This window comes from Amycolatopsis sp. NPDC034160, from assembly GCF_055575355.1.
Genome location: NZ_JBVISU010000001.1, coordinates 637,738 through 650,309 on the forward strand (window position 1 = coordinate 637,738; position 12,572 = coordinate 650,309).

At 68.4% G+C, this 12,572-nt stretch carries 11 protein-coding genes and 1 pseudogene; 9 read left to right on the forward strand and 3 right to left on the reverse strand.

The window, feature by feature from the left end; all coding sequences use genetic code 11:
• The first annotated feature begins 26 nt into the window (after positions 1–26).
• A complete protein-coding gene (locus ACZ54P_RS03100) occupies positions 27–1,313 on the forward strand; it encodes an adenylosuccinate synthase (protein WP_465459885.1) in 1,287 nt (428 codons plus the stop codon).
• Between the two features lie 69 nt (positions 1,314–1,382).
• Here ACZ54P_RS03100 and ACZ54P_RS03105 read toward each other — a convergent pair whose 3' ends face one another.
• Positions 1,383–1,880, reverse strand: coding sequence for an OsmC family protein (locus tag ACZ54P_RS03105; RefSeq protein ID WP_465459886.1), 498 nt, complete (start codon positions 1,878–1,880; stop codon positions 1,383–1,385).
• Positions 1,881–2,000: 120 nt separating this feature from the next.
• On the opposite strand from ACZ54P_RS03105, the gene ACZ54P_RS03110 reads away from it, so the two are divergent.
• The gene (locus tag ACZ54P_RS03110) at positions 2,001–2,936 is read left to right on the forward strand and encodes a TIGR03564 family F420-dependent LLM class oxidoreductase (RefSeq protein WP_465459887.1); all 936 of its coding nucleotides are present in this window, start codon (positions 2,001–2,003) and stop codon (positions 2,934–2,936) included.
• 75 nt (positions 2,937–3,011) lie between these two features.
• Positions 3,012–4,229 (forward strand): MFS transporter, encoded by a 1,218-nt coding sequence (locus tag ACZ54P_RS03115; RefSeq protein WP_465459888.1) that lies wholly within the window; start codon positions 3,012–3,014, stop codon positions 4,227–4,229.
• On the opposite strand, the pseudogene ACZ54P_RS03120 reads toward ACZ54P_RS03115, so the two are convergent.
• A pseudogene (locus ACZ54P_RS03120) lies at positions 4,213–5,750 on the reverse strand (amino acid permease). The gene ACZ54P_RS03115 and the pseudogene ACZ54P_RS03120 sit on opposite strands and share 17 nt — an antisense overlap.
• A 173-nt stretch (positions 5,751–5,923) precedes the next feature.
• A complete protein-coding gene (locus tag ACZ54P_RS03125) occupies positions 5,924–7,042 on the reverse strand; it encodes a glycerophosphodiester phosphodiesterase (RefSeq protein WP_465459889.1) in 1,119 nt (372 codons plus the stop codon).
• Between the two features lie 176 nt (positions 7,043–7,218).
• On the opposite strand from ACZ54P_RS03125, the gene purD reads away from it, so the two are divergent.
• From purD to ACZ54P_RS03155, 6 genes are all read left to right on the forward strand, one after another.
• Positions 7,219–8,481: a phosphoribosylamine--glycine ligase gene (gene purD / locus ACZ54P_RS03130; protein WP_465459890.1), complete on the forward strand. Its 1,263-nt coding sequence runs from the start codon at positions 7,219–7,221 to the stop codon at positions 8,479–8,481.
• 136 nt (positions 8,482–8,617) lie between these two features.
• The gene (locus ACZ54P_RS03135; RefSeq protein ID WP_061981866.1) at positions 8,618–9,004 is read left to right on the forward strand and encodes a PE domain-containing protein; all 387 of its coding nucleotides are present in this window, start codon (positions 8,618–8,620) and stop codon (positions 9,002–9,004) included.
• Positions 8,988–9,596, forward strand: a complete 609-nt coding sequence (locus ACZ54P_RS03140; protein ID WP_465459891.1) for a DUF3558 domain-containing protein — start codon at positions 8,988–8,990, stop codon at positions 9,594–9,596. Before ACZ54P_RS03135 ends, ACZ54P_RS03140 begins: the two co-directional genes overlap by 17 nt.
• A gap of 10 nt (positions 9,597–9,606) precedes the next feature.
• On the forward strand, positions 9,607–11,286 hold the full coding sequence (locus ACZ54P_RS03145; RefSeq protein WP_465459892.1) for a hypothetical protein: 1,680 nt from the start codon (positions 9,607–9,609) through the stop codon (positions 11,284–11,286).
• A 4-nt stretch (positions 11,287–11,290) separates the two neighbouring features.
• The gene (locus tag ACZ54P_RS03150; protein ID WP_465459893.1) at positions 11,291–12,061 is read left to right on the forward strand and encodes an ESX secretion-associated protein EspG; all 771 of its coding nucleotides are present in this window, start codon (positions 11,291–11,293) and stop codon (positions 12,059–12,061) included.
• 173 nt (positions 12,062–12,234) lie between these two features.
• Positions 12,235–12,540: a hypothetical protein gene (locus ACZ54P_RS03155; RefSeq protein WP_465460228.1), complete on the forward strand. Its 306-nt coding sequence runs from the start codon at positions 12,235–12,237 to the stop codon at positions 12,538–12,540.
• The last annotated feature ends 32 nt before the right edge of the window (positions 12,541–12,572 follow it).

The following is a 12,572-nucleotide window of genomic DNA, read 5'->3' on the forward strand; positions in this document are numbered from 1 at the left end:
AAGTCGCCGAACACCTGGAGTGTCACATGCCGGCCATCGTGCTGATCGGGGCCCAATGGGGGGACGAGGGCAAGGGCAAGGCCACCGACCTGCTCGGCGACCGCGTCCAGTGGATCGTGCGTTACCAAGGCGGTAACAACGCGGGCCACACCGTAGTCCTTCCCGACGGGCAGAACTTCGCGCTCCACCTCATCCCGTCCGGGATCCTCACCCCGGGCGTCACCAACGTCATCGGCAACGGCGTCGTCATCGACCCCGCCGTGCTGCTCGACGAGCTCGCCGGGCTGGAGGAGCGCGACGTCGACACCAGCAAGCTGCTCATCTCCGCCGACGCGCACTTGATCATGCCGTACCACGTCGCCATCGATAAGGTCACCGAGCGTTACCTCGGCAGCCGCAAGATCGGCACGACCGGCCGCGGCATCGGCCCCTGCTACCAGGACAAGATCGCCCGCGTCGGCGTCCGTGTGCAGGACCTGCTCGACGAGAAGATCTTCCGGCAGAAGGTCGAATCGGCACTGGAGTTCAAGAACCAGGTGCTGGTCAAGGTCTACAACCGCAAGGCGCTCGACGCCGACCAGGTCGCCGACGAGGTGCTGGCCGCGGGCGAGAAGTTCGCGCACCGCATCGCCGACACGCGTCTGCAACTCAACCAGGCCCTCGAACGCGGCGAGACCGTGCTGCTCGAAGGCTCGCAGGGCACGCTGCTCGACGTCGACCACGGCACCTACCCGTTCGTGACGTCGTCGAACCCGACCTCCGGCGGTGCCAGCGCGGGTTCGGGCATCGGCCCGGGCAAGATCGACACCGTGCTGGGCATCCTCAAGGCCTACACCACGCGTGTCGGCTCCGGCCCGTTCCCGACCGAGCTGGACGACGAGTCCGGCGAGTACCTGCGCAAGCAGGGCGGCGAGTTCGGCGTCACCACCGGCCGCTCGCGGCGCACCGGCTGGTTCGACGCGGTCATCGCGCGGTACGCGGTGCGGGTCAACGGCATCACGGACTACTTCCTCACCAAGCTGGACGTGCTGTCCGGGCTGGAGAAGATTCCGGTGTGCGTGGGCTACGAGGTCGACGGCTTCCGTACCTACGAAATGCCCATGACGCAGACCGACGTGCACCACGCGCTGCCGATCTACGAAGAGCTGCCCGGCTGGTTCGAGGACATCTCGGGTTGCCGCACCTTCGAGGAGTTGCCGGCGAACGCGCGGGCCTACGTCGAGCGCCTCGAGGAGCTTTCGGGTGCGCGGATCTCGGCGATCGGCGTGGGACCGGGCCGAGAGCAGACGATCGTGCGGCACCAGTTCGTCTGACGCCCTTACGCGCGCTATGAAAGGTCCTTTCCTTGCAAAATTTGCAAGGAAAGGACCTTTCATAGCGTCTCAGGCGAGCGAAGTCTTCACCGGAGTGGGGTTCCGGAACAGGTCCAGCACCGGGCAGTGCTCGTCCACCTGACGCTTCAGGTCCTCGTAGACCTCCGCCCCGGCGGGTCCGCTCAGCTCGACCGAGACCCGCACATCGCCGAAACCGGGCCGGGTCGACTCCGAGAACCCGAAGAACCCGTGCAGGTCGATGTCGCCGTCCACGGTCACCTTGACCCCGTCGAGTGGCACCCCGAGTTTCGCCGCCCAGAACTGATACGTGATCACCTGGCACGAACCGAGCGCGGCGAGCGCGTATTCGACCGGGTTGGCCGAGGTGTCGGTGCCGCCCAGCGCGGCGGGTTCGTCGACGGTAAGCGAGTGGTCGCGCACGCGGACGTCCACCTGCGTCGCGGTCCCGGGTTTCAACGCGTTGGCGACACTGAACGAAACGGCGGCGTTGCGCGGGTCGGCGTCGACGGCGGTTTTGGTTCCTTCGATGACATCGGTCAGCGACATCGGCTTCTCCATGGTCGGGGGTCGGACAGCGCCCAGGGTCCGCCAAACGCGGAGATCGCGCGCGTGATCCCAACCGGTGAACGGCGAAATATCCTTTCGACAGCGCGGTTAGCGTTGAACATGACCCTTGGAGTCGCCCTCCCGTCCGGGGATACCGCCAACGCCGTCAACATCGTCGACGAGCTCGTCACGCAGACCGGTCAAGCCGCCGAAGCCGGTCTGACGTCAGTCTGGTTCTCCCAGCAGATGGAGCACGACGCGATCACCGTCGCGGCTCTCGCGGGCCGCGCCGTCCCGGGAATCACCGTCGGGACCGGCGTCGTCCCGATCTATCCGCGGCATCCCTTGCTGATCACCGGGCTCGCGCAGACGGCGCAGGCCGCCACCGGGGGCCGGTTCGTCCTCGGACTCGGAACCGGCGCGAAGAACTGGCTCGAACCGGCGTACGGCATCGAGTTCCCGTCGCCGATCAAACACCTTCGCGAGTACCTCACGATCCTCCGTCAGGTGCTCGACGGTGGCGAAGTCGACTTCCACGGCGAGACTGTCCGGGCGCATGCCAAGGGCTTCGCGGCTTCGCTCTCTGTCGCGGGGGCTTCGGACATCCCGGTGATCATCGCCGCGATGGGACGGCAGGCGCTGCGCGTGACCGGCGAACTCGCCGACGGCACGATCCCGTTCCTCGCCGGACCCAAGGCGCTTTCCGAACTGATCGTCCCGGAGATCACCAAGGCCGCCGCCGGTCGTCCGGCGCCGCGGATCATCGCGATGGCGCCGGTGGTCGTGACCGACGATCCCGGCGCCGTCCGCGCCATCGTCGACCGGCAGTACGCGTTCTTCCGCGACATCCCTTCCTACCGCGCCATCTTCGACGCGCAGGGCGTGGATTCCGCTGGGGAGCTGGTGATCGCGGGGGACGAGGAGACCGTCGCCGCCGAGATCCGCCGGTACTTCGACGCCGGGGCGACCGAGGTCGTCGCGACCCAGTCCGGCATCCGGAATTCGGAAGAGCGGCTCCGCACTTGGCGCGTGCTCGGGGACCTCGTGAAGCACTGAACTATCCAGTGGCCTTGCTCACAGCGTTCGGATTGTGCATACTCGTGCGCATTGCGAACACAGCTGGAGGTCTCCATGTCCCCTGTCCCGGCCCGTTCGTGGGTGGTCCCGCTCGCCTGGACGGCGGTTCTGCTCGACGGATTCGACCTGGTCGTCCTCGGCACGGTGCTGCCCGCGCTGCTCCGTGACCACGTCTGGGGGCTGACCCCGGGCACGGCGTCGGTGATCTCGACGTTCGGCCTGATCGGCATGATGATCGGCGCGATGGCGATCGGCACGATCACCGACGTCATCGGCAGGAGGAAGGCGCTGATCATCGCGGTCGCCGCCTTCTCGGCGTGCACCGCGCTCTGCGCGATCGCGCCATCGGCGTTCTTCTTCGGGCTGTTCCGCTTCCTCGCCGGGCTGGGTTTGGGCGGTTGTCTTCCGACGGCGATCGCGCTCGTCACCGAGTACGCCCGCAAAGGCAAGGGCGGCAGTGCGACCACCACGGTGATGACCGGCTATCACGTCGGCGCGGTGCTCACCGCCCTGCTCGGCATCTGGCTGATCCAGCCGCTCGGCTGGCGCGCGATGTTCGTCGCCGGTGCGTTGCCCGCGCTCGTGCTGGTACCGCTGATGATCAAGTACCTGCCCGAATCCGAGTCCTTCGAGCGGGCGCGGGAAACGCAGGAGAAGTCCGCGGTGGAGGTCGTCGGCGGGTTGTTCCGCGGCGGCCTCCTGCGGGCCACCATCGCGTTCTGGGTGACGTCGTTCATGGGACTGCTGCTGGTCTACGGGCTCAACACGTGGCTGCCGGAGATCATGCGTCAGGCCGGATATCCGCTCGGTGCGGCGCTCGGCCTGCTGCTCACGCTGAACCTCGGCGGCGTCGCCGGTCTGCTCGTCGCCGGCCGGGTGGCGGACAAGGTCGGCGTGCGGCCGTCGGTGATCTCCTGGTTCCTCGGGGCGGCGGTCTTCCTTGCCCTGCTGAGCGTGAAGCTGCCCGCGGTCGGGCTGTACGTCGCCGTGTTCCTCACCGGTGGTTTCGTGTTCAGCGCGCAGGTCCTCGTGTACGCCTACATCGGCAAGACGTACCCGGCCGCCATGCGAGCCACCGGAATCGGCTGGGCGGCGGGGGTCGGCCGGATCGGCGCGATTTGCGGCCCGATCCTCGGCGGCGCTTTGCTGAGCGCGGGGATCGCGTACCCCTGGGGCTTCTACGCCTTCGCCGCGGTCGGCGGGCTGGGCGCGGCCGCGGTGACCGGAGTCCGCGTCGGCCGCGCCCAGGAGCCCGCTACCCCAGTTCCTTGAGTTCCCGTTCCACGGCGGCGAGTTCTTCCTCGGAACCCTGCACCTTCGGGCCGGTGAACCACTTGCGTGCCGAAGCGAACCACCACACGGCCGCACCACCGAGTACGACGAGGAAGGCGATCGGCGTGTAGTTGAAACTGTCGATGGTGATCGGTGATCCCTGCGGGAGCATGAACAGCACGAAGATGAAGCAGACCCAGATGGTCGCGACGATGCCGATCGGCTTCCCCCAGCGGCCGAGGGTCCACGGGCCGGGCTCGAAGTCGTCACCCTTGCGCACCCGCAGGAACACCGGGATCACGTAGGCGACATAGAGACCGACGACGGCGATCGAAGTCACCGCCGCGTAGGCGGTTTGGCTCCACAGGTACGGCAGGGCGAGCAGGAGCGCGCCGCCCGCCGCCAGCCAGACCGCGTTGGTCGGGGTCTGGGTCCGCTTGTTGATGCGGTGCCAGAACTTCGAGCCCGGGATCGCACCGTCACGGGCGAAGGCGTAGATCATCCGCGAGTCGCCGTCACCGACGCCATTCCGCAGAACAACTGCGCGCCGATGCAGATCAGCAACAGGAACTTGCCGGTCGTCGCACCGGTCGCGTCGATGAAGATCTGCGCGGGCGGCACCCCGGTTTCGGAACCGATGGCGCCTTCGTAGTCCTGGATGGCGAAGGTGAGGCCGATCAGCAGTACCCAGCCGGCGACCAGCGAGACGAGGATCGAGTTGATGATGCCGCGAGGCCCGGCCTTCGCCGCGTTCTTGGTCTCCTCGGTCATATGCGCGGAGGCGTCGTACCCGGTGAGTGTGTACTGCGCGAGCAGCAGACCCAGTAAGAAGACGTAGACCGGGGAAGCCCAGCCGGTGTTGTTCACGAATTCGCCGAAGACGAACGACGCGTCCTGGTGTTTCTCGGGCACGATGATCAGCACCCCGACGATGACCAGCACGCCCGCCAGATGCCACCACACGCTGACGGTGTTCAGCAGCGCCACGATCTTGACGCCGAAGGTGTTCAGCAGGCCGTGGATCAGCAGAATGATCGCCAGCAACAGGATCGTGTTGCCCGGCGTCGCCTCGAAGCCGAACTGCAGGTCCAGGAAGGCGTTGAGGAACAGCGCCGCGCCGAAGTCGATGCCCGCCGTGACCGCGATCTGCCCGATGAGGTTGAACCAGCCGGTGAACCACGCCCAAGCCGCGCCGTTGCGCGGGGCGAGTTTCGCGGCCCAGTAGTAGAGCCCGCCCGCCGTCGGATAGCTGGAGCAGACTTCGGCCATGCCCAGACCGACGAGGACGACGAACAGGCCGACCAGTGGCCAGCCCCAGATCATCGCCGCGGGACCGCCGGTCTTCATGCCGAACCCGTAGAGGGTCAGGCAGCCGGAGAGGATCGAGATGATCGTGAACGAGACGGCGAAGTTGGAGAAGGTCGACATCGTGCGCCGGAGTTCCTGCGCGTAGCCGAGTTGGTGGAGCCGGGCACTGTCTTCGTCGGCGGGGTCGGCGGCCTGCTTGGCTGGGACATCCATCGGGCACCCACTTAAAAGGTATGCGGACAGACCATTGAGATCCGCCGAAATTAGGCCCGCCGACCTGCAGGTGTCAAGGTCCCGTCAGGAAGTGCCCCCGGATGTCATGAGGGGTCCCCATCGGACGAAATTTGTCCGATGGGGACCCCTCATGACACTTCGGCGAGAGAGGCTCAGCGCCCCTGGAACGCCTTCACGGCTTCCAGCGCCGTGTCCGGGTGGTCGGCGAAGTACCCGTCGACGCCCGCCTTGAGGAACGCTTCCTGCTCGGCGAACGCGTTGCCGTACTCGGCGAGGTTCGCCGACGAGCGCAGGTTCTGCGGCAGGAAGTTGTTCTCGTTGCGGAACGTGTACGGCCCGACCTTCAGTCCGGCCTGGTGCGCGTCGGTGACAAGCCGGGTCGGCTGCCCCAGCGCACCGTTCACCACCGGAATGACCTGCGCCTTCTCCGGCCCCAGGTAGTCCGCGTACTTCGAGATCTCCTTCAGGCCCGCGGGCGTGACGAGGTCGGCGTATGTCCGCGGGTCACCCTTCGCGACGAAGTCGGCCGGAGCGCCGGTCGCCGAGGTCAGCTGCAGCAGCGGCACCCGCACCTGCCGCGAAAGCGCGATCAGGTTCGACACCTCGAACGACTGGATGATCACCGGTGCCTTCGGGTGGTTGAGCCCGTTGCGCTTGAGCAGCTCGACCAGCTTCGGCTCGGTCGGGTTCTTGATCGAGGAGAAGTACGTCGAGTGCTTGATCTCCGGGTAGGTCCCCAGCTCACGGCGCAGTTCGCGGCCAAGGCGGCGCGTCAGGTCGAGCACCTCCTGGTAGGTGGCGATCTGGTAGCGGCCGTCGTAGATCCTGTTGTTCGGCCGCAGCTGCGGGATCCGCTCGGTCGCGCGCAGGGTCTTCAGCTCGGCGAGGGTGAAGTCCTCGGTGAACCAGCCGGTGAACGACGTGCCGTCGATGACCTTCGTCGTCTTCCGGTTCGCGAACTCGGGGTGCTTCGCGACGTCGGTGGTCCCGCCGATCTCGTTCTCGTGCCGCGCGACCAGCTGGCCGTCCTTCGTGGGCACGAGGTCGACGTCGACCCAGTCGACGCCCTGGCGGTAGGCGAGCTCATACGAGGCGAGCGTGTGTTCCGGGCGGTAACCGGGGGCGCCGCGGTGTCCGACGATCACCGGCCCATCGTGGCCCTTCGCCGACGCCGACACATCTTGGACGCTCGGCTCGGCGGCGCCGGCCAGCCCTGTGACGCTGAGTACGGCGAGTCCGGACAGGGCGAGCACGCCCAGGCGCTTTCGCATGGTGGATAACCTCTTTCGCTTGAACTCGGGGTACCGCGCAACCCTTGACGCAGGAGGCGTCCAGGCGGCGAAGAGGGACCGGCGGAGCGCTGACCGCCGGGTGAACGCCGGATGGAACCACCCGCTCGAGGACGGCGACGTCTTCGTAGCTCACCGGCACGGTTACCCTGTGCGTCGTGCGCGTACTGGTAATCGGGTCCGGCGCCCGTGAGCATGCACTTGTCCTCGCGGTCGCGGAAGACCCTTCCGTCACCGCACTGGCTTGCGCTCCGGGCAATGCCGGCACCTCTTCGGTGGCCGAGCAGCTCGGTGTGGAGGCGGCTGACCCCGAATCGGTCGCCGCCCTCGCCAAGCAGTGGCAGGCGGACCTGGTGGTGGTCGGCCCGGAGGTTCCGCTCGTGGCCGGGGTCGCCGACGCGGTCCGGAAGGCGGGCATCGCCTGCTTCGGCCCGTCCGCGTCCGCCGCCCGGATCGAGGGCTCGAAGGCGTTCGCGAAGGACGTCATGGCGGTCGCCAACGTGCCGACGGCGCACTGCGAGGTGGTCGACAACCCGGCCCGCCTCGACGCCGCGCTCGCTCGCTTCGGCCCCACCTGGGTGGTCAAGGACGACGGTCTCGCCGCGGGCAAGGGCGTCGTGGTCACCACGGACGTCGACGTCGCGCGCAAGCACGCGCTGATGCTGCTCGACGGTGGTCACCCGGTGCTCCTGGAGTCCTTTTTGGATGGCCCGGAAGCCTCACTCTTCTGTTTCGTCGACGGCCGTACGGTCGTTCCGCTGCTGCCCGCGCAGGACTTCAAGCGCGTCGGCGACGGCGACGCGGGCCCGAACACCGGCGGCATGGGTGCCTACGCGCCGCTGCCGTGGGCACCGAAGGACCTGGTCGACGACGTCGTCGCGCGAATCGTCCAGCCCGTGGTCGACGAACTCGACAACCGCGGCGCCACCTTCTCCGGCCTGCTCTACGCCGGTCTCGCGCTGACTTCCGAGGGTCCGCAGGTCATCGAGTTCAACTGCCGCTTCGGCGACCCGGAGACCCAGGTCGTCCTCGCGCTGCTGCGCAGCCCGCTCGGCAAGGTCCTGCACGCGACGGCGACCGGCAAGCTCGCCGAGCTGCCGCCGCTGGACTGGGACTCCGGCGCGGCGGTCACCGTCGTCATCGCCGCCGACGGCTACCCCGGCAAGCCGAGGACAGGCGATGTCATCACCGGTGGCGAGATCGAAGGCGTGCTGCACGCCGGTACCCGCCGCCGCGACGACGGCGCCGTGGTCTCCTCCGGCGGTCGCGTCCTCTCGGTCGTCGGCACCGGCAAGAACCTGAAGGCCGCTCGCAAGCACGCCTACGCGACGGTCGAGAAGGTCCACCTGGCCGGCTCGCACCACCGCACCGACATCGCCCTGCTCGCCGCCAAGGGAGAGATCGCCACCCCGGTCTCGTGAATTTCCGGCGGAACCGTTTCGCTCCCGGGCGCGTCCAACCCGGTATTTCCTGCAAAGCTTAGGCAGCCGATACATCCGCGTTGGTAGCCTCAGGCAGGACGAACGGTCACCGTGCGCAATGTCCAAGGGGTGGGGAATGGCAGCATCGAGCAAGGTCCAAGACCTCGCGTCGGCGGTTCCGGCGCCGCCGTCGGTGGCCGACATCAGAGTCGATCCGTCGAAACTGCTCGAAGTGGCGAAGATCGTCGAAGAGCAGGTCGACGCACTGCAGGACAAGCTTTTGACGCGACTTGACCAGCTGCGGATCGACACCCCGGCCAACGACACCGTGAGCGTGCACGCGACCAGCGTCTGGAACGAGCTCGTGGCCGACGGCGACGCCTCGTACGCCGCGCAGGTCCGGGCGTATGTCGCCGGACTGCGGGGGCTGGTCAAGCAGCTCCGCACGGCGGCGAAGGAGTACAAGACCAGCGACGCCGACAAGGCCGCGGCGTTCGGGGACCGCGGTGCGCACCCGGCGTGAGGGCCGGGTTCTGGTGTTCGGCGGGGTGCTGACCTTGGCGCTGGCCGGCTGCACCACGGACGCGGGCGGGCAGGCCTTTCCCAACGAACCGGCGCTGGCTTCGGCCACCCGGGACGCCAAAGCGTCCGCACTTCCCACCAGGCCCGCCGAGCTGAGCCTGCAAGGTGTCGATCCGTGCGCCCTGCTGGCCGCTCCGCAGCTCGACCAGCTCAAGATCAACAGCAAACCGCGCGCGGCCGCGGAACCGATCGACGGCCCGACCTGTGTCTTCGACTCGGACGCGGTGGAGCCCTTCCACACCTATTACGTCCGCACGGTCACCGCGGACGTGGAAGAGTGGATCACCGGCGAGCGCCGCAAGAACAGCATGACGACCGAACCGAAGGCGATCGGCGGGTTTCCCGCCATCACGAGCTATCGCGACGCCGGGAAACCGGGCGACTGCGAGACGCTCGTGGGGGTCGCTCGAGGACAGACGCTGGCGGCGCGGGCCATCACCGTCACCGCCGGTGCCTTCACCATGCCGCAGCTGTGCGAGATGTCCGCGCAGGCGGCCGATCTGGCTTTGCAGACCTTAAAAGCACGCAACTAGGGAGGGCGCCGTGAACGTTTCCGACCTCGCGGGCAAGCTCCGCGATCTCCGGTTCGACGGCTACACCGACACCGGGATCGCGACCGAGATCGAGCGCTTCCGCAGCGGCGACGGCACCGGCAGCATCGGCACCGCCGTCGACGCGCTGAAGGCCGTCGCGTCCGCGCTCGCCGACACCGACAAGACGTTGCGTGACGAGCTGGGCAAGCTCGGCGTGGAATGGCAGAGCGAAGCGGGTGGCGCCGCCGGCCAGGTGTTCACCGAGCAGGCAGGCTTCTCCCAGGACGCGAACACGAAGGTCTCGCACTCCGCGGAGATGATCTTCGCCCAGGGTGAGTCCTTCAACCGGACACTGCACAAGCTCCCGGATCCGGAAGTGGTCCGGAAGGGCGCGGGCGGGTTGACCCTCGGCGACGTCGTGCTGAGCCTCATCGGCTTCGAGACCGACCACGCCAAGAGCGTCAACGCGGCGAGCAACGCGCGCGCACAGGCGCAGGAGGCGTTGAACGACTACGCCAAGACAAGTGGCGAGAACCTGCTGTCGACCGACACGCTGGCCGACCCTCAGTCGATGAACCTGACCCAGAACACGACCGCGGCCGGGGTCGGTGGCGGTTCCGGCACGCTCGACCTCGCGGGTACGGCCACCGAGCTGACCCCGGACGGCAGCGTCCGGCCCGCGTCGGCCGCCGTCGAGTCGAAGTACGTGCCGCCGCCGGTCGCGCAGCCCATCAGCAACCCGAAGGCGCCTTCGTACGACGCGCCGACTCCCGCCTACGGTGTCGCCGTCGGTGGCGGCGGAGTGGCCAGGAAGACCGGTGCCTCCGTACCGCACGGCGGTGCCACGGCCCCCGCGGCCGCGGCCACGACGACGCCCTCCGGCACCTCGCGGCCCGCACCCGTCCCCGGTGGCGGCTGGGTGACCCCGAACCGGCCCGGTCCGCAGCCCGAACAGGGCAGGCCGTCGTACCCGGGCACCGGCTCGCCCTCTTCCCCGCCGTTCGTTCCGCCGGGTGCGCCGAACCTGCCTCCGGGCTCCACGTATGTTCCGCCGGGCCAGTCCACCGGCAGCTTGCCGCCGAACAGCAGCTCCACGTCGGCACTGCCGCCGGGCAAGTCGTTCGGCACCGGTCCCGGTGTCGACGGCGCCCTCGGCAAGGGCCCCGGCTCCAGCTCCGGCCCCGGCGTCTTCGGTGGCGTCGGCGGTGGTGTGGGCGGCGGTGACCAGGCGCTCGGCAAGGGCCGCTCGGTCGGCTCCGGCCCGCAGGCGCCGCTGGCCGCCGGCAACGAGGCCGGCCGCGGCTTCCCCGCCGTCCCGAAGATCACCGGTCCGGCCGCCGGCGACCTGGGTGCCGGTGCCGCCGCGCTCGGCGCCGGTGTCGCCGGTGGCGCGCTGAGCGGGGACAAGGAACGCGATCGCCGTCCGCGGCAGGAAGGCGGCGGCAAACCGACCCGTCAGCTGCCGATCGGCGAGCTTCCCGAAGAGGAGGCCATGCGGCGTTCGGAGAAGATCGGCGCGAAGCAGCCGAAGACCGAGCCGAAGTTCATGGAGCGCGCGGCCACCCAGGACGTCGAAGAAGACGCGGAACACATCCGCCGCTTCGGCGTCGACGACAAGGATCTGTTCACCGACGAGCGCATGGTTTCGCCCGACGTGATCGGTGAGCACGGCAACCGGGAAGCGCGCTGAACCTGTGCCGAACAACACCGGCAGCCTCGTGCTGTCCGCACTCGAGTTCGAGATGCTCTGGGAAGCCGAACGGCTGCCCCGCCGTCATGTCGCACTCGACGTGCCGAGCCCCGGAACGACCCATACGGAGCGGGCCGCACTGATCGAAGAAGCCTGGGAATCCCTGCGCGCGCGAGGCCTCGCGCGGGGACACCAGGCGTCGGGCGAGCTGGTCGACATGCTGAACCTGTTCGCGCACCCCCGGGTCGCGATCGACATCTGGGTGTGGACCGACCGCGAGATCAAGGGACAGGCCGTCAGCGTCGGCAACCAGGCGCTGCTCGGCGTCATCGACTCCGGCCAGGTGTGGCTGATCCCCGCCCGCGAAAGCTCCCTCGCCGAGGCCGCCGTCTCGGTCGCGGGTGATCTCGCCCCCGGCGTCGGCCAGTCGATCAGCATCCCGCACGACGTCCTCCGCGACGCCGACGCCGCCGCCCGCGGCGACGCGAAAGCACTGGTCACCGCCCTGGAAGACCTGGACGTCCCGCTGTGGCAAGCCCAGGAAGTGGCGGGCATGCTGCTCGGCCAGGAGGCACGCGGCCAGTTCGGCGTCGAACGCGCGGGCCGCGACGGCCGCCCTCGCCGCGCGGACAGCGTGGTCGCCTTCTACGACACGGACGCGGGACGCTACCTGTTCCAGGTCGCGCGCAACCGCGACGGGCGGGATTGGGCGACCATCACCCCGGCGGACAACCAGCTACTGGCGACGCGGATCCGGGAAGTCGCCGATTTCTGACTTGTCCGGTTCGACTGTTTCGCGAGGTCGATATCGGCGGGTGGAAGTTGGCGTGGACACGCACACGGCCCGCTGTCGAGGTCTTACAGTATGCGCGGGAACCGTCCTGATCGGCTGCGCGTCTGATCGGACGGATACGACTTTTCCGTTGAAGGGGATGACGAACCGTGCCTGTGTACGACCCGGAGTCGATGGGGATCGCCGCCGGTCAGGTGGAGAAGCTCAAGGACGAGTTCGAGAAGACCAAAGAAGGCGTCACCGGGATGGATGACGAGAAGGAAAACCCCTTCGGCGGAGTGGACGAGCACGGTGACGCGCAGGGCGCCGTCGGCAAGTTCAAACAAGGGGTCCACAACGAATTCGATTCGGCCGGTCAGTTGATGGAGGCCACGGCCTTCGTGCTCCGCAAGGCGGCGGGGTTGATCAAGGAGACCGAAGCGGTCCACGTGGACAACCTGAAGGTGCACGGAGACCTGTGACGATCCGCCAGGCCTGGGGGCCGGCTACCAAG